This is a genomic window from Peptostreptococcus equinus, from assembly GCF_027125355.1.
Lineage (GTDB): Bacteria > Bacillota > Clostridia > Peptostreptococcales > Peptostreptococcaceae > Peptostreptococcus > Peptostreptococcus equinus.
The window spans coordinates 1,239,750-1,259,895 of record NZ_CP114052.1 but is presented as its reverse complement, the minus strand read 5'-3'; the positions used below and the strand labels follow the sequence as shown (position 1 = coordinate 1,259,895).

Genomic DNA, 20,146 nt, shown 5'->3' with positions numbered 1-20,146 from the left:
AATGAGAATAGGATCCATTATAGCAGAATATAATCCATTTCATAATGGTCATAAATATCAAATTGATCAATATAAGAAGATAGATAAATGTACTCACTTAGTAGCCATAATGAGTGGCAATTTTGTTCAAAGAGGAGGTCCTGCGTTAATTGATAAATTTACTAGAGCTAAAATAGCTATAGAAAACGGAGTGGATTTGGTTATTGAATTACCATCTATGTACGCAACACAAACAGCGGAATTGTTTGCAAGAGGAGCTGTTTGCTCACTAGATTCTCTAAATTGTATAGATTCATTATGCTATGGATCAGAATTAGGACAAATTGATAAAATAAAGGCTATAGCAGATTTATTAGTAAGAGATAAGGATGTATTTGAAGAAAGATTGAATAAAATACTTGAAGAAGAAAAATCATATGCGAAAGCTAGGGAAAAAGCTCTTATTGAAATATTAAATTATGTAAACAATGAATCTATTATGATAGATGAAGATTTTTTAAGAGCTCCCAATAATATTCTAGCGATAGAATATGAAAAAGAATTGATGAGAATACAATCAAAAATTAATAGTATGACAATTATTAGAAAAGATTCTAACCATAATGATGACAGCATAGGAAATAGTATTTCTTCTGCATCTGCGGTTAGAAATTTTCTATGCAAAGATGTATATAGCTCTTTATTAAGTAACAGTCAAAAAATAGATATTCTAAAAAATAATATTAATATAATATCAAAAAATATTTGCAGTGAAACTTATAACGAAATTGTGAAATTATTGGAAAATGATATAATCCCATTAAATGAAAATGAGTTTTTTGATTATATTTGTTTGAATGTAGTGAGAGAGGAAGATAAACTGGATTCATTTTTTGAAGTTAAAGAAGGTCTGGAAAATTCTATTAGAAAAAATATTATTTACAGCAAGAATATGGAGCAATTATTAGATTCATTGGTCAGCAAAAGATACTCTAGGGCTAAAATTAGAAGATCTTTATTTAACATTTTATTAAATCTTCAAAAAGATGAAATGGAAAAAGTGAAACATATAAAAAAAGTGCCTTATATTAGAATTTTAGCATTTAACGATAGAGGAAGAGAAATACTAAAAAAAATTAAGTATAATTCAGATGTTAAAATAATTATGAGCCTAGCCAAGGCAAAAAAAGTTAAATATTATGAAGAAAATATTGTATACAAAATGCTTCTAGACTTTGATTTAAGGTCTTCAAATATTTATTATCAAAAATATTTTGCTTTAAATAGGGATTGTTTTTGTAAGGGAGAACCTGATTATATTAGTTTAATAAAAAAAATATAATATAATCAAAAACAGTGTTTTCAAGCACTATATTTAAATTTCCTATGTACATTTGATTTAAAAAATGATATATTAAATATGAATTAATGATAAAATTAAACGGAGGTATATGTAGATGAAAGTTTTAGTATTAAACTGTGGTAGTTCTTCATTAAAGTACCAATTAATAGATATGGATAATGAAGCAGTACTTTGTAAAGGATTAGTAGAAAGAATTGGAATAGATGGATCAATCTTAAAACATGAAAAAGATGGTATGGATGGTAAACATATAGTTGAAGAAGCTATGAAAGATCATAAGGATGCTATTAAACATGTATTAGATGCTGTTGCAGACCCTAAGGTTGGAGCAGTAAAAGAAATGTCTGAAATAGATGCAGTGGGACACAGAATAGTACATGGTGGTGAAAAATTTGCTTCTTCAGCAGTTTTAACTGATGAAGTAATTAAGGCAATTGAATACTGTACAGAATTAGCACCACTTCACAATCCAGCTAACTTAATGGGTGTTGAAGCTTGCAAGGCTATACTTCCTGATGTACCAATGGTAGGTGTATTCGATACAGCTTTCCATCAGACAATGCCTGAAAAATCATTCTTATATGGTCTACCATATGAATTATATACTAAGCATGGAGTAAGAAGATATGGATTCCATGGAACAAGTCATATGTATGTTTCACAGAAAGCTGCTGAAATGTTAGATAAGAAGCCAGAAGACTTAAAAATTATAACTTGTCACTTAGGAAATGGTGCATCATTAACAGCTGTTGATGGTGGAAAATCAGTAGATACAACAATGGGACTTACTCCATTAGAAGGATTAATAATGGGAACTAGATGTGGTGATATAGATCCAGCTATAATACCTTTTATAATGAAAAAGGAAAACTTAGATATAGCAGGTGTTGATAAGCTAATGAACAAAGAATCAGGAGTTTTAGGTATGACTGGTATATCTTCAGATTTTAGAGATATAGAAGATGCGGCTACTGAAGGAAACGAATTAGCTCAGACAACTTTAGAAGCTTATGCGCAGAAAGTTAAAAAGTATATTGGTGCTTACGCTGCTGAAATGAATGGTGTAGATGCTATAGTATTTACAGCAGGACTTGGTGAAAACGGAATATCCATGAGAGAAATGATATGTAAAAATATGGATTTCATGGGTGTTAAGCTAGATGCAGAAAAGAATAACGTAAGAGGAAAAGATAGAATAATATCAGCTGACGATTCTAAGGTGAAGATATTATTAATACCAACTAATGAAGAATTAATGATAGCTAAGGATACAGTAAAATTATCTAAATAATTATAATATAAGTAATTTATTATTTTATCTATAAGGCTAAAATGCTTGACAAAGTATTTTAGTATAGGTATAATAATTAGGTAATGTTTTTAGAGGTGATAGCATGATGTTAAATATTGAATCTCTTTTTAATAGAGATAAGGAACAAATTGATTTTGATATGAGTGAAAATGTAGGACATATTAGCTTACATCAAGAAAAATATGAACTATTATCACCTATGCATCTTGTGGGAAAGGTCGTAAGAGCAGGAAAAAACTACATAATAAAGGCTGATGTAGACTTTGTCTACAAGACTAATTGTAGCAGATGTCTTTGCGATGTTGAGGTCCCAATAAATTATAGTCTAGATGCATATTTAATGAGAGAAAACTATGACGAGGCAGACTTTGAGGATTCAGATGTATTTTTATTAGATGGTATGCAAGTTAATTTAACTGATATTGTCAATAGTACTTTGAGTTATAATATACCTCTGAGAGTTCTCTGTAATGATGATTGCAAAGGAATATGTTCGGGCTGTGGTGTAGATCTAAACACTCAAATTTGTATGTGTGAAGATTCCATAGAGGTTGATGACATTGATCCAAGATTTGCTAAACTAAAAGAATTGTTAAAATAGAGTAAGGAGGTGTCTTCATGGCAGTACCAAAGCGTAGAACATCTAAATCTAAAAAGAACATGAGAAGAGCGTCTAATTCAAAGATGGTTCCAGCTGGTTTCGTAGAGTGCCCACAGTGCCACGAACCAAAGTTACCACATAGAGTGTGTCCAACTTGTGGATCTTATGATGGAAAAGAAGTCGTTTCTGTTGACTAATTAGATTTATTGAAGAGAAAAACTTTTTTGCGTGAACAAGTATAACTTGTTCACGCTTTTTAGCGTTTAAAAATATTTTATCAATATAATGTATAATAAAATTTAATATCGTTTGTGGTATAATATACTTATTAGTAAAATGGAGGAAATTATATGAAAATAGTATTAGATGGTATGGGTGGAGACAACGCACCAAGATCAATAGTTGAAGGTGCTTTTATGGCCATAAATGAATATAAAGATATAGAAATAATAATTACTGGAGATAAGGAAAAAATTGAAAAAGAGTTAGATGATTTTAAGTGTGATAAATCAAAAATATCTATAGTTCATACCAGTCAAGTTATAGAAAATGAAGATAAACCTGTTACAGCTATTAGAAGTAAGAAAGATTCTTCAATGGTTGTAGCACTGAATTTGGTTAAAAATAAAGAAGCTGATGTAATAATTTCAGCTGGTAGTACAGGTGCCTTGCTTAGTGGAGGTATATTTATCTTAAAGAGAATAAAAGGTATATCTAGGCCTTGTATTTGTACTTGTATGCCTACAATCACTGGTGGAGTAACGCTTTTGTCTGATACAGGTGCAAATGTGGATTGTAGTGTTGAGAATCTCAAGGACTTTGCTGTAATGACAGATATATATGCAAGAAATGTGCTTAAAATAGAAAATCCTAGAGTTGCCCTTGCTAATAATGGCACAGAAGAAGGTAAAGGAAATTCATTAGTGAAGGATACTTATGAAGAATTAAAAAATATGCCTGCTTTAAATTTCATAGGAAATATGGAACCTAGAGAGGTTCTAAATGGAGTATGTGATATTATAATATGTGATGGTTTTGTAGGTAATATGATATTAAAGACTTTAGAAGGTACGGCAATATCTTTATTTAAAGTATTAAAAGAGGCTATGATGTCATCAACTAAGTCAAAAATAGGTGCACTGATGATGAAAAAAGATTTATATAAGGTGAAAAGTTTATTGGACTATAAGGAAGTTGGAGGTTCACCATTCTTGGGAATAGAAGGTGGAATGATAAAGGCTCACGGTAGCTCAGATGCTAGAGCAATAAAAAATGCAATCAGACAAGGAATCGCACTACAAAAAGGACAAGTTGTAGAAAATATAAAAGCTTATATAGAAAATAAATAAGATAAACATAAAATATAATATATAAAGAAAATTATAAAAAATAAGAAAATTAATGATAATAGATATTAAAAGTGTTGATATAATAGGAGGTTTAAAAGACATGGAGAATTACTCGGTTGAGAATATTAATTCTAAAATGAAATATTTAAAACTATTGGCTACACAATATCCAACAATATCAAAAGCTAGCACGGAAATAATCAATTTAGAAGCAATTTTAAATCTTCCAAAGGGTACAGAACATTTCTTATCAGATATACACGGTGAACATGAATCGTTTATACATGTTCTTAAAAATGGTTCTGGAGTTGTTAGAAGAAAAATAGATGAACTTTTCACAAATACTATGAGAGATTCAGAAAAGAAAACATTGGCAACATTGGTATATTATCCGAAAAGCAAAATAGATTTAGTAAAAAATAGTGATGAAAATATAGAAGATTTTTATAGAATCAATATATATAGACTAGTGGAATTATGTAAATATTGTTCTAGTAAATATACCAGATCAAAGGTTAGAAAATTACTTCCTGAAGACTATGCCTATGTGATAGAAGAACTTTTGCATGAACATAGAAAAAGTGAACATAAAGAAGAGTATTATTGTGCCTTAGTAGAAACTATCATAAACATAGGTCAAGCAGAAAACTTTATTTATGCTATTTCCAAAGCTATACAAACTTTGGTAGTTGATAGATTGCATATAGTAGGAGATATATATGATAGAGGACCTAGACCAGATCTTATTATTGAAAGATTGATGAAACATCATTCAGTGGATATGCAGTGGGGTAATCATGATATATTATGGATGGGTGCAGCAGCAGGTGAGCCTACATGTATAGCTAATGCTATTAGAATATCATCTAGATATGCAAATTTAGATATTATAGAAGATATTTATGGAATAAATCTATTACCACTTGCTACATTTGCAGTAAATGTTTATGCAGATGATCCTTGTAAAAAATTCCAACCGAAAGTTGATTCATGTGAAGTGAATACAAAAGAAACTTCTATGATAGCAAAGATGCATAAGGCTATTAGTATCATACAATTTAAATTGGAAGGAGATATTATTTCTAGACACCCAGAATATGATATGAATCATAGATTATTGCTTGATAAAGTAGACTATGATAAGGGGATTATTAGAATAAAGGGTAAAGACTATACTTTATTAGATAACAATTTCCCAACAATAGATAAAAATAATCCTTTCAAGCTCACAGATGAAGAGAAAGACATAGTAAATAAGCTTGTAAATTCTTTTAAAATGAGCGATAAACTTCAAAAACACGTAAATTTTATGTTCAGTAAAGGAAGTATATATTTAAAACATAATGGTAATCTGCTAATTCATGGAGGTGTTCCTTTAAATGAAGATGGAAGCTTTATGGAGATGAAGCTTAAAAATAATAGATATCAAGGTAAAGAGCTTTTAGATAAGATGGAAAAATTTATCCGTGAAGGTTATTTTGAAGAGGATAAGGAAAAAAGACAATATGGATTGGATCTTTTTTGGTATTTATGGACTGGTAAATGCTCTTCACTATTTGGAAAATATGATATGACAACCTATGAGAGATACTTTATTGAAGATAAAGAAACTCATGTAGAAAAAATGAACCCATATTTTACACTTAGAGAAGATGAAAATATACTAAGAAATATATTTAATGAATTTAAAATGGATTATGATGAAGATCATATAATCAATGGCCATGTTCCAGTGAAATATATAAAGGGTGAAAGTCCTGTAAAGGGAAATGGCAGAGTATTTGTAATTGATGGTGGTTTTTCTAGAGCATATCAAAGTAAAACTGGCATGGCTGGATATACTCTAATTTATAATTCTAGAAGTTTGCAACTAGTCGCTCATGAACCGTTCACATCCAAAGAAGATGCTGTTAAAAATGAAAGTGATATAATATCATCATCAGTACTAGTAGAGCATAAAGCCAGTAGAAAAAGGATTAAAGATACAAATGATGGACAATCACTTCAAGAAAAGGTTGAAGACTTGAAACTTCTACTTTCTGCTTATAGAAGTGGTTTGATTAAGGAAAAATAATTTGCAAAATATACTATATTTTGGTATTATTTAATGTATGGTATAATGTGATGCTTTAGATATATGCATTTACATATATTTAAATAATTTGGTGAATAATTTCTGCTAGGCGGAGATGTACGGAGGTGCAAAATGGAAAATTTAGGACAAGTAAGAATATCTAATGATGTAATACAGACAATAGCAGGTTTTGCGGCATTAGAAATTGACGGAATCGATAAATCAACTTCATTTACAGATAAACTTTTTAGAAATAATGGAATAAAAGTAGAAATAGAAAATAATCAAGCAATAATAGATATGGGAATACAAGTAAACTATGGTGAAGTTATACCAGAAGTGTGTAGAAAAGTCCAGGAAAATATAACTAATGCTGTAGAGAATATGGCTGGTTTAAGTGTTTCTCAAGTAAATATACATGTTGAAAGTATGGGAATAAAGAAAGAAAGAGATAAAAAAGATAATGAATAGGGCAGAAAATTTAATTAATCAAAGACGTGTTTCAAGAGAAATATTTATGAAATACATATATCAAAGAGCTATGTTAAATCAAGGCTGGTCTAATATGTATGAAAATTTAACAGATTTTGTAGATCAAATGGAAGATGATATAATTGAGATCCACAAGCATTATGGTGGACGTGACTTAGATCAAATAGATTCGTATAAGGAAATAACATTTGATAGTTCATATTTGATGGATATATGTCAATCATTTGAAGCACATTCAGATGAGATTGACCCGTTAATCAATAAATATGCTAGAAACTGGACAGTTGATACTATGCCATCTGTAGATGTAGCGATATTAAGGCTTGCTACTACAGAGATAAAATATATGATAGCTATACCAGAAAAAGTTACTTGTAATGAAGTAGTTAACATGGCTAAAAGATACTGTGAAGACGATGCATATAAGTATATCAATGGTATACTTGGCTCAATAATAGAAGATAAATAATTATTAAAGACTAGTAGAGTGAATCTGACTAGTCTTTTTTTGCTTATATTTCTATGAAATTTAATATATCTTTATATACAGTTATATTATCTACTTCGTTTAGTATTTCATGCTTCATATCAGCATATGTTTTTGTATGTATATTTTTATATCCTAAGTGATTTAATATTTTTATAGTTGATTTTATTCCTTTTTTACCGCCTGTTATTGGATCTTCTTGACCAGAAAATATTCCTATAGGTAGTTGAGGATTATTTACTTTATATGCAGTGAAATTTTTGAATTCAGAAACTGATTCCCACACAGTAAGTATAGCTCCAATAGTGTATTTGTACTTGCAAAGTGGATCATTTTTATATTTTTCAAGTGCCATAGGGTTTTTAACAACCCACTTGTCGCCATCTATATCACCAATTTTACTTAGAAACTTATTGTAACTATTTAGGCCATTTTTTTTACCTATTATTCTACCAACGCCCAATACTTGATTGACTCCATTGTGATAATATACTGTTCCTGACATTATAAGTTTTGATATATAATCATCGTGATCTTGTAAATATTTTCTGGCTATGCATGTACCAAAAGAATGGCCAAATAAAATAAGATCCTTATTAGGGTAGATATCTTTAATCATCTGGCTAAGCATAAACTGATCATCTGAAATTTCTTTTATATTTTCCATATGTCCTAAGGGATATTTTTTATTAACAGAATGACCATGTCCTCTGTTATCTGAAAGCAATACTACATATCCACTATCATTAAGAAATTTTGCGAAATTCAGATATCTTCTGTAGTGTTCTTTTGCACCATGTATTATTTGTATAATTCCTTTTGGATTATCGTGGTCAAATACACATACACTCAATAGTAAATCATCTTTTGCACTTACTTCAAATTCTCTCATAATATACCTCCTGATATTTTATAACTTATCTGTTAAATATCTTATAATATATGAAGCTATAGCAAGACCTGCACTTGATGGAACAAAAGATGTACTGCCATTTACTCTTTGAGATTTACCATTTTCTTCTACAAGTATTGTATCGCTAGGTTTTTCTTTTGAATATACAACTGTTAGCTTCTTAATATATCTTTTTTTCATTTCTCTACGCATCACTTTTGCTAATGGGCACATTTCCGTTCTATATATATCTGTTATTTCAATCATTGTTGGGTCTAGCTTATTTCCCATACCCATGCATGAAATTAATTTTAATCCTCTTTTATCGCACTCTTGTGCTAATAATATTTTAGATTTTACCATATCTATTGCATCAACGACATAATCATAATTCTCTGAAAAAATTAAATCACTAGTGGACTCATCATATAAAAGTTTATGTTTTTTAATATTGATATATGGATTAATGTCTAGTATTCTTTTTTCCATAACATCTACCTTTGCCTCACCAATCGTAGAATTTAGCGCTATAATTTGTCTATTTATATTTGTAGGGTCAACAGTATCATAATCAACTATCGTGATATTACCTATGCCAGCTCTTACTAGACCTTCTATTGCGAAACCTCCGACTCCACCTACGCCAAATACCAGTACAGATGCTTTATCTAATTTATTTATATTATCTTCACCTATTACAATTTGTGTTCTTAATTTCCAATTATTACTCATTTTTCACCTCTTATACATATTAATTTAATTATAATATTAGGGCTTTTACTTTGTCAAACCAAGAATGACACTAGTTTGTTTGGTAGGTATCTTTTGCATATATATTTTTTCCATCCAAATAGAATGTCAGATCACCATTAATATCAGTCCTATAAATTATTGTGTTAGTATTTTTTAATCTATTTAAGGTTTCTTTGTGTGGGTGAGAATGTCGATTCATATATCCACATGAAATCACAGATATTTTTGGTTTTATAATATCCAAAAATTCTTTTGATGATGAATTTTTAGAACCGTGATGTCCTACTTTTAAAAATGTACATTTAGGAAGTCTATATTTAGTTATTATTTTGGATTCAATATCCTTACTAGCATCACCAGTAAAAAGTAAAAATTGATTTTTATATTTTATTAGAAGTACTAGCGAGTTGTCGTTGGGTTTTTCTTTTATGGATTCTGGTGAAAGGACAAATATTTTAGTGTCATTATCAATTTGTATTTTATCTCCCTTTTTTATACGATTGATTTTTTTATGTTGATTGCTTGCTTCATAAATAAGTTCTAAATAATCTTTATTATCAGCATTTTCTTTTGGCATAAAAATTTTATTGGTGTTTATTTTTTTTAGAATTTTATCTAAGGATCCGTTGTGATCGCTATCACTATGACTAGAAATCATATAATCTATATGATTGAATTTATTCTTTCTAATATTTACAAGAACTTCTCTATAGTTTTTATCTTCACCACCATCTATTAATATTGTTTTTCCGGAAGGAGTTGCAATAAAGGTAGAGTCACCTTGTCCGACATCTATAACATGCACTAATAAATATTTATTGTGATTATTAAATTTTATTATAAATAATATGGAGCACAGTAGAATTAGGCTAATTAAAAAAAATTTTCTCATGAAAAGCTTATCTCCTTTTAAATTGTATCAAAAATGTTTACATATTGGACTAAAGGGTATAAAATAGACAGAGTAAGTAAGACTATTTTAATAATATAGACTAAAAAGAATTATGTTAAGTCATTAATGAAATAATAAACACTTTTGAATTGGTAATTCATATTATTATATCTATATAATTTGTAAAAACTAAAAGTAATTGTATAAATATAATAGTGTTTATTGATACACTAAGGAGATGTATATTAAATGGATTTTAAAGAGATAAATATTAATGCAAAAGAAACGCTAGATAAATATTTTGATTTAGTAGATTATGAAGCTTGTGAATATTGTTTTAATACTTTATTTATGTGGCAGCATGCTTATAAAACACATTATCATATAGGTGATGGATTTGCAGTACTTGTGGGTGAGCATGAGGGAGAAGTTTTCTCAATTCTGCCGCTTGCACCAAAGGATAAGATACCTGAGGCTATAGAATATGTGATTAATTGGTTTGATACAGATAAGAAAAAAATATATTTTAGAGGTATTGATAACAATGTGGTAGAAATGCTACAAAAAATGTACCCGGATAAATTTGATTACATACCTGAAAGAGACTTATTTGACTATGTATATGATGCAGAAAAAATAAGAACTGTGAAGGGAAGAAAATTAAGTGGTAAAAGAAATCATTTAAATCATTTTAGCAGAGAATACGAAGGAAGAGTAGAAAGAAGACTGCTTACAAAAGAAGATTTTCCTGAATGTTTTGCTCTATTAAGATCATGGGGAGAGGCTAAGGATGGAGATCAAGATTTTGAAGATAGCATAGATGATGAATTTATAGGAATGAAGAAGCTATTTGATAATTATGATGTGTTAGGTGATAAATTAAAAATTTACGGAGTATTTATTGATGGTAAACTGCAAGCATTCTCTATGGGTGAAAAAATAAATGATGAGATGGCTTTAATACATATTGAAAAAGCTAATGCAGATATTAGAGGTTTATATCCATATATAAATAAGATGTTTGTAGTAGATGAATTTCCAGATGTAAAATGGGTTAATAGAGAAGAAGATATGGGGATTGAAGGTCTTAGAAAAGCTAAACTTTCATACTATCCAGAAAGATTTGTAGAAAAGTATACTGTAAGAGAAGTCTAAAATTACAATTACTAGGGAGTGTGTATACACTCCCTTATTTATATTGTATAATTATTATAGATTATGAGCTAAATGTATGTTCAAAAATGCTAAGCATTTTATGTTTAAATAATCGATAAATCATATATGTACTGTAAATAATTTTGTATATATTAAGAAAGGATATTTTTATGGATATAAGAATTTGTAAAGATAATGAAATAGATAGTGTTAGAAAAATTTGGGATTATTGCTTTGATGATGGAGTAGATTATAGTAATTTTTATTTTGAAAATAAATTTAGGGCAAAGGATGCTGTAGTTTTGGAGTATAATAAAGAATTAATATCAGCAATCCATCTAAATCAGCATAAAATAATGCTTTTTGATAAAATATATGAAGTTTCTTATGTGGTGGGTGTATCAACCCTTCCTCAAGCTAGGGGCTTGGGTAAGATGGGACAGCTAATGTCATATTCTTTAAATGAAATGTATAAAAGGGGTCAAGAGTTATCAATTTTGATGCCAATAGATTTTAGATTATATAGTAAATTTGGATATGTTAATACTTATGATATGCTCAATTCAAAGCTAGATATTTTTTCCTTATCAAAATTTAAAATTAAGGGCGAATTTTATCAGGCAGATGAATCAAAAATTGAAGATTTAATAGATATTTATGAAGAATCTTTAAAATATAGAAATGCTTATGCTATTAGAAATAAAAAATATTATAAAGAATTAATTGAAGAAATGAAAATTGAGGAAGGATATATATATATAAATTATATAGATTCAAAGCCTCAAGCATATATAGTTTATTCAATTTCACAAGGTCAATTTATAGTCAGGGAAAGCTATTATAAGAATATCGATGCTTATAAATCGATATTAAAATTTATATTTAACCACAATACACAATGTAAAAAGTTGAATATGACAAGTGTAATTGATGATCCATTAAGACATATATTAGATAATCCAAAAGATCATGAATTTGAAATTAAGCCTTTTATGATGTCTAGAATAATAAATTTGGAGAAATTGATAAAAGGTATTAACATAAATACGGATAAAAATATTGTAGTAAAAGTGATTGATCCATATATATTGGATAATAATGGAGTATTTTTAATTGGAAAGAATAAAGATGATAATAAAACTATTAAAAGGCTAGTCTCAGATGCTAGTTATGATATAGAACTTGGAATTGATAAGTTTACCACTATAATTTTTTCATACTATAGTCCACAAGAATTTGCCTTAATAAATTCAGTAGAAATTGAAATGGTTGAAAAATTATATTCAATTTTATCTATAGAGAAGAAAGTGAACCATATAAATGAATACATATAAAAAATAAAATTAAGCTTACTTTAAATTTCTTATGACTATACTATTAAGGGATGATTATGAGAAGATTTGGAGTAATCTTTTTTATATGTGTGATATTATTTAATCTAGAATTTTATTATGATGAGTACAAAAAAGAAAAGTTATATATTGAAAATATGGATAAAAAAATATATCAAGGATCATTTAAAAATGAAAAACGAGCTACAGATCATGTAGAATTAGAGAACATAAAAATTAAGAATATAATTAAAAAAGAAGAATCAATACAATATATAAGCGATAACATAATTATAAATGACTTCAAAAAAAAGGATACATTTAGAATTGGAGATATAATTAGCCTATCGGGGAAAAAACAAGATTTAGATAATTTGCATATAAAAAAATTTAATTACGGAAGATATTTAAAATCTCAAGACTTTACCGAGTCAATTATATTGGAATATGGTCAAAAAGAATCAACTAGTAATTATTTTGAAATGATTGGAAAGTTTAAAAATGAAATTATAGATATCAATAAAATTATGTTCAAACAAAATTCTGCAATATTAAATTCTATGCTATTAGCAGATAAGTCAGGTCTAACACAAGATGAAAAATATATATTTTCAGATACTGGTACTAGTCATATAATGGCAATATCTGGTCTGCATATAGGAATTATTGTTGGTGTTTTAGTTGCTGTTTTTGGATCGATGAATAGATTTAGAAATATATTTATCATATATACAATTCTGTTTATTTATAATCAAGTAATTGGTGGAGGACCATCAACAATGAGGGCTATATTGATGTGTACAGGAGCAAGTATAAGCTATTACTTAAAGAGGGACTTAGATTTGGTAAATCTAATATTTGTATTGGCTGGTTTTTTAATAGCGATGAACAAATATATAATCTATAATATATCCTTTGATTTAAGCTATTTATCAGTCCTATCTATTGTTGTGTTTAAAAAATATATAAAGGAATATGTATACAGCAATTTTTTAGCTATTTCACTCTCTGTATCTATACTGACTATGCCTTTGGTATTGTATGTTTTCAATAGTATATCTTTGATTACTATACTTGCTAATGCTATTGTCGTACCACTATTAGGTGTAATAATAGTTTTGGATATATTTACAATAATAACATATAAAATATCTTTTATAATATCTTCATTATTTTCCCTAACTGATAATCTGTTATTAAACTTTTTGAAGAAAGTTTTGAGTATTTTAGGTGCAGATGGTTTTAATAATTTTAATTTGACTAATGTTGATATAAAATTAATATTAATATATTATTTTTATATTCTTATGATAAGCATATATTTAGAGAGAAAATATATAAAATTAAATATATATGAAAATTCACAGAATTTAAACTTATAGGCCTCTGTATTTAATAAATATTAAATTTGTGCTATAATAGTTTTATTAATTTAAGGGGAAGTTTGATGAATAGAGTAGATTTACTTAATGATATAGAAGAAAATAAAATTGAAAATATATATTTGTTGTACGGAAGAGAGACATATTTATTAGAGGAATTGGAAAATAAATTTATAGATCTAATAAATCCAGATATGAAAGATTTCAATTTATCAATTATAGATGGCAAGGAAACAGATATTGAAAGTATTAGAACTGCTGTTGAAACATTACCATTTATGGATGAGAGAAGATATGTAATAATAAAAGATTTAGATTTGCTATTGGGAAAGAAAAAGAATTTTACAGAGGCTGATGAGCAAAGTCTAATAAAATTATTGGACAATTTTCCTGACACATCTTGTCTGATTTTTATTGTATATGGTCAAATAGATAGTAGAAAATCAATAGTCAAAAAAATTAAAGAAAAATCTAAAACCCTTGAATTAAAGAAGTTAGAGGATATAGAAATATTAAGATGGTGTCAGGATAAGTTTTCAAATACAGATGTAAGCATTCAAAACTCTGATATTGCATATTTTATAGAATTAAGTGGATACAGGGATAGAATTTCAGAAATGACTCTATCTGATATGGAAAATGAAATAAATAAATTAGTAGCTTTCGTAGGAAAGGGAAATACAATAGATAAGAATGCAATTAATCAAATGTTAAAAAGTAAATCAGAAAATGATATTTTCTTATTGATTGATTATATAGCAAATAAAAATTCAAAACGTGCTTATAAGGTACTGGAAGATTTAATGGAAAATGGAGAATCTGTGTTAGGGATATTGGCTAGACTATCAAAGAACTTTAACCAAGTACTTCAAGTTAAAGATTTAAATTCCAAAAGGTTAACAAATAATTTAATGATTAAGACTATGGGAATTCATCCATTTACACTTAATAAGCTAATTAGACAGTCAAAAAATTATGAATATAATTCTATAATAAGTATTTTAAATTCTATAGCAGAGGCCGATTATAAAATAAAAAATGGTTTAATGAATGATAGATTATGTATAGAAATAATAATTGCTAAATATTGTAAGTAAATTTTATAAACAAATAGAAATTTAAAGTATTAACATAAATATAAGTACATAAAATAAAGGACTTTAATCAATATAGTAGATTAAAGTCCTTTATTTTATGTTAAAGATTTGATATATAGTATAGAAAATAGAGCAAATAAAAAACAGCCAAATGGCTGTTTTTTTATGATTCCGATAGTGTCATATGACACACATAATCATATTCTAGTATTTTCAAACGTTTGACACACAAGAATTTATCTATACATTGCGTAGTCACAATTATCAATGATACCCGTCGATATCATGTAGTTTCTAATTATTAAGCGTTCATAGAGTTTAATCTGTTAGCTAACTTTGAAACCTTTCTATCAGCTGCATTCTTATGGATAGTTCCCTTAGATGCTACCTGATATATCTTCTTCTGAGCTGTCTGGAATTTAGCTACTGCTTCTTCTTTGTTTCCTGCAACAACTGCTTCGTCGAATTTCTTTATAGCTGTCTTTATCTGAGATTTTCTAACTCTGTTAAGAGCAGTCTTCTTATCTATAACACTGATTCTCTTTTTTGCAGATTTAATATTTGCCATCTATTTCACCTCCCCATATGTTTATTATTCATAATCAACATACACCATTTTAACAGAATAAAGTATAAAAATCAAGGTTTTGTTAATTATTTTATTATTTTTTTTTCTACAATCATATTTACCAAAGACAGTATTTAAAGTAAAATATATAATGATACTTTATGTAATGAAATAGATGAGGAGGAAGGCAGTTGACAGATAGACAGAGTAGAACGAGAAATTTTAGTATAATTGCTCATATAGATCACGGAAAATCAACTTTAGCAGATAGATTAATTCAAAATACAGGACTAGTAGCAGAAAGAGAAATGAAGTCTCAGCTATTGGATAATATGGATTTGGAAAGAGAAAGAGGAATTACAATCAAGCTACAGAACGTCAGATTACTTTATAAGGCAAAAGATGGAGAGACTTACCATTTAAATCTAATAGATACACCAGGACATGTAGACTTTAACTACGAGGTATCTAGAAGTTTGGCAGCCTGTGAAGGAGCACTTCTAGTAGTGGATGCTGCACAGGGAGTAGAGGCACAAACTTTGGCAAATGTGTATCTAGCTTTAGAACAAGATTTAGAAATTATACCAGTAATTAATAAGATTGATTTACCAAGTGCAAGACCAGATTATGTGAAAAATGAAATAGAAGATTTAATAGGATTAGATTGTAGTGAGGCGCCTTTGGTGTCAGCAAAAAATAATATAAATACAGAAGATGTATTAGAGGCAATTGTAAAATCAGTTCCTGCTCCAAAAGGAGACTCTAATGAACCACTTAAAGCTTTGATATTTGATTCATACTATGATCCATATAAGGGTGTTGTTGCTTATGTAAGAATTTTTGAAGGAACTGTTAAAAAAGGCATGACGATAGAGATGATGAATAGTAAGAAAAAGTTTGAAGTTACAGAAGTTGGTGTGATGGCACCAAATGCTACAGAACTTGAAGACCTGACTGCAGGGGATGTTGGGTATATTGCAGCAAGTATAAAAGATATCAGAAGTTGTCGTGTAGGTGATACTATTACAGATGCACATAATAGAACCAGTGAAGCTTTGCCAGGATATAAAAAGGCTACTCCTATGGTATATTGTGGTATTTATCCAGGCGAAGGTGAAAAATATGAGAATGTAAGAGATGCTTTAGAAAAATTACAGATAAATGATGCAGCTTTAGAGTTTGAATCAGAATCATCAGCAGCCTTAGGTTTTGGGTTTAGGTGCGGTTTTCTGGGACTTTTACATATGGAAATAATACAAGAAAGACTAGAAAGAGAATTTGATTTAAATATAATTACCACTGCACCATCAGTAATATACAAGGTTACAAAGCTAGATGGAGAACAGTTGATGATACAAAATCCTGCAAACTTACCAGAACCTGCTGAAATAAGTGTTATTGAAGAACCAATAGTAAACAGTGATATTATTGTTCCAAAAGAATATGTAGGTGTAGTGATGGAATTGTGCCAAGAGAGAAGAGGTACAATGAAGGATATGGAATATATAGATGATACAAGAGTAATGCTTCACTATGAATTGCCACTAAATGAAGTAATATATGATTTTTTTGATGCCTTAAAATCTAGAACAAGAGGATATGGATCTATTGATTATGAAATGAAGGGTTATGTACCATCTACTCTAGTAAAGATGGATATATTAATAAACAAAGAGCAGGTGGATGCACTAAGCTTTATAATACATGAATCGAGAGCCTTTGTAAGAGGTAAGGCTATGTGCGAAAAACTTAAGGAAGAGATCCCTAGACATCAGTTTCCTGTGCCAATTCAGGCAGCTGTTGGAAACAAGGTAATAGCTAGAGAAACGGTAGCAGCTTATAGAAAAGACGTTCTTGCTAAATGTTATGGTGGAGATATTTCTAGAAAGAGAAAGTTACTTGAAAAGCAGAAAGAAGGTAAGAAGAGAATGCGTCAGATTGGTAACGTAGAGGTACCACAAAAAGCATTTATGTCAGTTCTTAAATTAGATGATTAATTTTAACTTGAAAGAAGGAAAAATTATGGAAAAGGATCTAAGAGTTTTTGATAAGGAGATATTAGAAAAAAAATTAAAGGATAATATAGATATAAAAGCTGTGTCTATAATCGATAGGCTACATAAACACGGATTTGAAGCTTATATTGTTGGTGGTTGCGTAAGAGATATAATAATGGATAAAAAACCCAACGACTGGGATATTACTACAAATGCTCTACCAGAAGATATAATAGTTATATTTGAAAAGACTGTTCCAACAGGAGTGCAACATGGTACAGTAAGCGTATTAATCGATAGTGACCTATTTGAACTGACTACATATAGAATAGATGGCAAATATTTGGATTATCGTAGACCAGAAAATGTAGAGTTTAGTAATTCTTTGAAGGATGATTTATCCAGAAGAGATTTTACTATAAATGCACTTGCCTACAATAATATTAGTGGTTTAATTGATGAGTTTAATGGAATTGAAGATATAAAAAATAAAATAATTTCATGCGTTGGAAATCCGGATAAGAGATTTAATGAAGATGCATTGAGGATAATAAGAGCCATAAGATTTTCTGCAAAACTAGGATTTACAATCGATGATACAACATTTAAATCAATAGAGAAAAATGCTAAAAACATTAAAAACATATCTATAGAAAGAATAAATTTAGAATTGGAGAAAATAATTGAGTTTGACCCTGAAAAAATAAAGTTATTAAATAGGTATTCTATGTCAGAATTTATTTTTTCAGGATATATACCTAATGATGATTCTATAAATCAATCAAAGAAAATACACGAGATTGCTTTATATTTTATGAATAATATTGATATAAAAGAAAATACACAGAGAACAATAGAATCTTTGGGGCTTAAACAGTTTTTTAAATATAATGCAGATTTGAGTAAATTGGATCAAAAAAATTTTATGGCTATGAAAAGAGCATTGATATTCAAAGGTGTAGAATATGAAAAACTACATGAAATACTAAAAAAACTTAGATATTCTAACAAAAATATAGAAAAAACTGAAAAAATATTTTATATACTTAATAATAAAGAAACTGAATTATTATTAAATGATAATCTGGAAAAAGTTAAATATAAAATGATATTAAAAAAAATACTCAACTATATGCAAGACGTGGACTTAGTAAAATGTGCACTATTTGCAAAATTTATTGAAAAATTTGAAAATCCAACATTCTGTTTTCAAGCAATTAATGATATAATATTAAGAGGAGAATGTTTTTCTGTTTCTCAACTTAGTATAAATGGAAGAGATATAATCGAGAATAATATCGCTCAGGGGGCAGAAATAGGCTATATATTAGATAGTATTTTGGATTATGTTATGGAACATCCTGAATCAAATGAGAAGAAAAAGCTATTGAGTTTATCCAGAAAAATACAAAACAACAATATAAATTGGAGGTATGACCATGAATTATAAGTCATTAATAATGGATGGAAAGTCTGTAAGACATTTTAAGGACACACCAGTTGAAACAAACGCGTTACTTGAACTTGAAAAGTTTATATGTGAATGTAAGAAATTAGTTCCAACAATTGAGATTGAACCAAAATTTTTCCCAGGAAACGACAACTATAAGAGATTATATGGAGTAGCTGGCTATCAGGGTGTAATGATAGAAGCGCCAAATTATTTAGTGTTATTATCAGAAGACAAGCCACATCATATAGAGAATGCTGGTTATGTGGGTGAAAGAACCATACTAAAGGCTAGAGATTTAGGTGTAGATTCATGCTGGATTTCATATAAAGATCAAGCTGCTGTAAAAGAAGCTTTAGGACTAGTAACAGATAAAGAAGTAGTAGCTTTAATAGCTTTAGGATATGCAGAAAATCTAAAAAACATAGAAAATTCAGCTAAAACAGGAGATAACTATTCAAAAACTGATATGAACATAAACAAAGATGGTTCAGCTAGAATATCAGTAGAAGAAATGGTGTATATAGATCATTGGGGAAATGCAGCAACAGTTGATGTATTAGAAGAGAGAGCTCTATTTGAAGCATTTTCATATGCTAGAATGGCACCATCATCATTAAATATGCAACCTTGGAGATTTATTGTAGATGGCGGAAAAGTTATTCTAGCCATAGACAATGAAAATTATAAGGGAAGTTACAACAATAAGATAGATGCTGGTATAGTAATGCTTTACTTTGGTGTAATATTAGATGTAACTATGTTTGATTCTAAGTGGGGATTTGGTGAGTTAGAAAAATCATACGGAATACCAAGCAACTATACAGTAGTAGGATATTGTAATATATAACAAAATAAATATAGGTAAAGCTATTGATATATCAATAGCTTTATTTTTTATGAAAATTGTCAATAGATGGTATAATAAGAATATATTTAGAGAACGAAAACTAAAATTAAAATATATTAAAT

Annotated in this window: 19 protein-coding genes; 15 read left to right on the top strand and 4 right to left on the bottom strand. The window is 28.6% G+C overall.

Going from position 1 to position 20,146, the window contains the following annotated elements:
• Position 1 precedes the first annotated feature (1 nt).
• From O0R46_RS06280 to nusB, 8 genes are all read left to right on the top strand, one after another.
• Entirely contained in the window at positions 2 to 1,321 is a 1,320-nt protein-coding gene (locus tag O0R46_RS06280; protein ID WP_269310875.1) for a nucleotidyltransferase, read from the top strand.
• A 115-nt stretch (positions 1,322 to 1,436) separates the two neighbouring features.
• Positions 1,437 to 2,633 (top strand): acetate/propionate family kinase, encoded by a 1,197-nt coding sequence (locus O0R46_RS06275; RefSeq protein ID WP_269310874.1) that lies wholly within the window; start codon positions 1,437 to 1,439, stop codon positions 2,631 to 2,633.
• Positions 2,634 to 2,739: 106 nt separating this feature from the next.
• Positions 2,740 to 3,255 carry a YceD family protein gene (locus tag O0R46_RS06270; RefSeq protein ID WP_269310873.1) on the top strand — a complete coding sequence of 172 codons (516 nt, stop codon included), beginning with the start codon at positions 2,740 to 2,742 and terminating at the stop codon, positions 3,253 to 3,255.
• 17 nt (positions 3,256 to 3,272) lie between these two features.
• Positions 3,273 to 3,452: a 50S ribosomal protein L32 gene (gene rpmF, locus O0R46_RS06265; protein ID WP_002842672.1), complete on the top strand. Its 180-nt coding sequence runs from the start codon at positions 3,273 to 3,275 to the stop codon at positions 3,450 to 3,452.
• A gap of 153 nt (positions 3,453 to 3,605) precedes the next feature.
• Positions 3,606 to 4,604, top strand: a complete 999-nt coding sequence (plsX, locus tag O0R46_RS06260; RefSeq protein WP_269310872.1) for a phosphate acyltransferase PlsX — start codon at positions 3,606 to 3,608, stop codon at positions 4,602 to 4,604.
• A 100-nt stretch (positions 4,605 to 4,704) separates the two neighbouring features.
• Positions 4,705 to 6,678, top strand: a complete 1,974-nt coding sequence (locus tag O0R46_RS06255; protein WP_269310871.1) for a fructose-1,6-bisphosphatase — start codon at positions 4,705 to 4,707, stop codon at positions 6,676 to 6,678.
• A 132-nt stretch (positions 6,679 to 6,810) separates the two neighbouring features.
• Positions 6,811 to 7,149 (top strand): Asp23/Gls24 family envelope stress response protein, encoded by a 339-nt coding sequence (locus O0R46_RS06250; RefSeq protein ID WP_269310870.1) that lies wholly within the window; start codon positions 6,811 to 6,813, stop codon positions 7,147 to 7,149.
• Positions 7,142 to 7,639: a transcription antitermination factor NusB gene (gene nusB, locus O0R46_RS06245; protein WP_269310869.1), complete on the top strand. Its 498-nt coding sequence runs from the start codon at positions 7,142 to 7,144 to the stop codon at positions 7,637 to 7,639. Before O0R46_RS06250 ends, nusB begins: the two co-directional genes overlap by 8 nt.
• Before the next feature lie 43 nt (positions 7,640 to 7,682).
• On the opposite strand, the gene O0R46_RS06240 is transcribed toward nusB, so the two are convergent.
• From O0R46_RS06240 to O0R46_RS06230, 3 genes are all read right to left on the bottom strand, one after another.
• Entirely contained in the window at positions 7,683 to 8,549 is an 867-nt protein-coding gene (locus O0R46_RS06240; protein WP_269310868.1) for an alpha/beta fold hydrolase, read from the bottom strand.
• An 18-nt stretch (positions 8,550 to 8,567) separates the two neighbouring features.
• A complete protein-coding gene (locus O0R46_RS06235; RefSeq protein ID WP_269310867.1) occupies positions 8,568 to 9,281 on the bottom strand; it encodes a tRNA threonylcarbamoyladenosine dehydratase in 714 nt (237 codons plus the stop codon).
• Between the two features lie 70 nt (positions 9,282 to 9,351).
• Positions 9,352 to 10,194, bottom strand: coding sequence for a ComEC/Rec2 family competence protein (locus O0R46_RS06230; protein WP_269310866.1), 843 nt, complete (start codon positions 10,192 to 10,194; stop codon positions 9,352 to 9,354).
• Positions 10,195 to 10,443: 249 nt separating this feature from the next.
• Here O0R46_RS06230 and O0R46_RS06225 point away from each other — a divergent pair, with 249 nt between their 5' ends.
• The 4 genes from O0R46_RS06225 to holA all read left to right on the top strand — a co-directional run bounded on the left by O0R46_RS06225 (position 10,444) and on the right by holA (position 15,159).
• Positions 10,444 to 11,349, top strand: coding sequence for a DUF2156 domain-containing protein (locus tag O0R46_RS06225; RefSeq protein WP_269310865.1), 906 nt, complete (start codon positions 10,444 to 10,446; stop codon positions 11,347 to 11,349).
• Between the two features lie 170 nt (positions 11,350 to 11,519).
• Positions 11,520 to 12,683, top strand: coding sequence for a GNAT family N-acetyltransferase (locus O0R46_RS06220; protein WP_269310864.1), 1,164 nt, complete (start codon positions 11,520 to 11,522; stop codon positions 12,681 to 12,683).
• 56 nt (positions 12,684 to 12,739) lie between these two features.
• Positions 12,740 to 14,062, top strand: coding sequence for a ComEC/Rec2 family competence protein (locus O0R46_RS06215; protein ID WP_269310863.1), 1,323 nt, complete (start codon positions 12,740 to 12,742; stop codon positions 14,060 to 14,062).
• A gap of 65 nt (positions 14,063 to 14,127) precedes the next feature.
• A complete protein-coding gene (gene holA / locus O0R46_RS06210) occupies positions 14,128 to 15,159 on the top strand; it encodes a DNA polymerase III subunit delta (RefSeq protein ID WP_269310862.1) in 1,032 nt (343 codons plus the stop codon).
• A gap of 301 nt (positions 15,160 to 15,460) precedes the next feature.
• Here the strand turns inward: holA and rpsT are convergent, their stop codons facing one another.
• Positions 15,461 to 15,727, bottom strand: coding sequence for a 30S ribosomal protein S20 (gene rpsT / locus O0R46_RS06205; protein ID WP_269310861.1), 267 nt, complete (start codon positions 15,725 to 15,727; stop codon positions 15,461 to 15,463).
• Positions 15,728 to 15,918: 191 nt separating this feature from the next.
• Between rpsT and lepA the strand changes: the two genes are divergently transcribed.
• From lepA to O0R46_RS06190, 3 genes are read left to right on the top strand one after another with little or no spacing between them, the layout of a single operon-like run.
• Positions 15,919 to 17,724, top strand: a complete 1,806-nt coding sequence (gene lepA / locus O0R46_RS06200) for a translation elongation factor 4 (protein WP_269310860.1) — start codon at positions 15,919 to 15,921, stop codon at positions 17,722 to 17,724.
• A 25-nt stretch (positions 17,725 to 17,749) separates the two neighbouring features.
• Complete coding sequence (locus O0R46_RS06195) at positions 17,750 to 19,174, top strand: CCA tRNA nucleotidyltransferase (RefSeq protein WP_269310859.1); 1,425 nt, start codon at positions 17,750 to 17,752, stop codon at positions 19,172 to 19,174.
• Positions 19,164 to 20,024, top strand: coding sequence for a nitroreductase family protein (locus tag O0R46_RS06190; protein ID WP_269310858.1), 861 nt, complete (start codon positions 19,164 to 19,166; stop codon positions 20,022 to 20,024). Before O0R46_RS06195 ends, O0R46_RS06190 begins: the two co-directional genes overlap by 11 nt.
• Positions 20,025 to 20,146: the final 122 nt, after the last annotated feature.

What these genes read in the sequence shown, in the direction of transcription:
- O0R46_RS06215 (WP_269310863.1), top strand. Translation starts at nt 12,740, where the DNA reads ATGAGAAGATTTGGAGTAATCTTTTTTATATGTGTGATATTATTTAAT.
- O0R46_RS06240 (WP_269310868.1), bottom strand. Translation starts at nt 8,549, where the DNA reads ATGAGAGAATTTGAAGTAAGTGCAAAAGATGATTTACTATTGAGTGTA.
- rpsT (WP_269310861.1), bottom strand. Translation starts at nt 15,727, where the DNA reads ATGGCAAATATTAAATCTGCAAAAAAGAGAATCAGTGTTATAGATAAG.
- O0R46_RS06190 (WP_269310858.1), top strand. Translation starts at nt 19,164, where the DNA reads ATGAATTATAAGTCATTAATAATGGATGGAAAGTCTGTAAGACATTTT.
- nusB (WP_269310869.1), top strand. Translation starts at nt 7,142, where the DNA reads ATGAATAGGGCAGAAAATTTAATTAATCAAAGACGTGTTTCAAGAGAA.
- O0R46_RS06235 (WP_269310867.1), bottom strand. Translation starts at nt 9,281, where the DNA reads ATGAGTAATAATTGGAAATTAAGAACACAAATTGTAATAGGTGAAGAT.
- O0R46_RS06270 (WP_269310873.1), top strand. Translation starts at nt 2,740, where the DNA reads ATGTTAAATATTGAATCTCTTTTTAATAGAGATAAGGAACAAATTGAT.
- O0R46_RS06230 (WP_269310866.1), bottom strand. Translation starts at nt 10,194, where the DNA reads ATGAGAAAATTTTTTTTAATTAGCCTAATTCTACTGTGCTCCATATTA.
- O0R46_RS06255 (WP_269310871.1), top strand. Translation starts at nt 4,705, where the DNA reads ATGGAGAATTACTCGGTTGAGAATATTAATTCTAAAATGAAATATTTA.
- O0R46_RS06280 (WP_269310875.1), top strand. Translation starts at nt 2, where the DNA reads ATGAGAATAGGATCCATTATAGCAGAATATAATCCATTTCATAATGGT.
- O0R46_RS06275 (WP_269310874.1), top strand. Translation starts at nt 1,437, where the DNA reads ATGAAAGTTTTAGTATTAAACTGTGGTAGTTCTTCATTAAAGTACCAA.
- holA (WP_269310862.1), top strand. Translation starts at nt 14,128, where the DNA reads ATGAATAGAGTAGATTTACTTAATGATATAGAAGAAAATAAAATTGAA.
- O0R46_RS06225 (WP_269310865.1), top strand. Translation starts at nt 10,444, where the DNA reads ATGGATTTTAAAGAGATAAATATTAATGCAAAAGAAACGCTAGATAAA.
- plsX (WP_269310872.1), top strand. Translation starts at nt 3,606, where the DNA reads ATGAAAATAGTATTAGATGGTATGGGTGGAGACAACGCACCAAGATCA.
- O0R46_RS06195 (WP_269310859.1), top strand. Translation starts at nt 17,750, where the DNA reads ATGGAAAAGGATCTAAGAGTTTTTGATAAGGAGATATTAGAAAAAAAA.
- O0R46_RS06220 (WP_269310864.1), top strand. Translation starts at nt 11,520, where the DNA reads ATGGATATAAGAATTTGTAAAGATAATGAAATAGATAGTGTTAGAAAA.
- O0R46_RS06250 (WP_269310870.1), top strand. Translation starts at nt 6,811, where the DNA reads ATGGAAAATTTAGGACAAGTAAGAATATCTAATGATGTAATACAGACA.
- rpmF (WP_002842672.1), top strand. Translation starts at nt 3,273, where the DNA reads ATGGCAGTACCAAAGCGTAGAACATCTAAATCTAAAAAGAACATGAGA.